Source organism: Rhodococcus spongiicola (assembly GCF_004011835.1).
GTDB classification, from domain to species: Bacteria; Actinomycetota; Actinomycetes; order Mycobacteriales; family Mycobacteriaceae; genus Prescottella; species Prescottella spongiicola.
Genome location: NZ_RKLN01000026.1, coordinates 1 through 234, shown reverse-complemented (window position 1 = coordinate 234; position 234 = coordinate 1). Strand labels below are relative to the sequence as shown.

General features: G+C 70.1%; 1 protein-coding gene. It reads right to left on the bottom strand.

What is annotated here, in order from left to right; translation table 11 throughout:
• Window positions 1-234, bottom strand: a 234-nt coding sequence (locus EF834_RS18095) for an AMP-binding protein (protein ID WP_164874186.1), incomplete at both ends; no start/stop codon positions are given.

Below are 234 nucleotides of genomic sequence, written 5' to 3'. Positions count from 1 at the left end.
CACCGACAGACCTGTCCCCCGTGACGGTGAACCCGTCCCGGGTGGTGGTGAGCACCAGTGCCGGGTCGGCGGTATCGAGGATGTAGCCGTTACGGTCGGCCGGCTGATCCGGATCGACCGGCACGTAGCCGCCACCGGCGACCGTGACCGCATACACCGCCACCAACATCTCCACCGACCGGCCCATCGCCACCGCGACCAGCGACTCCGGGCCCACACCCGCGGCGATCAGCA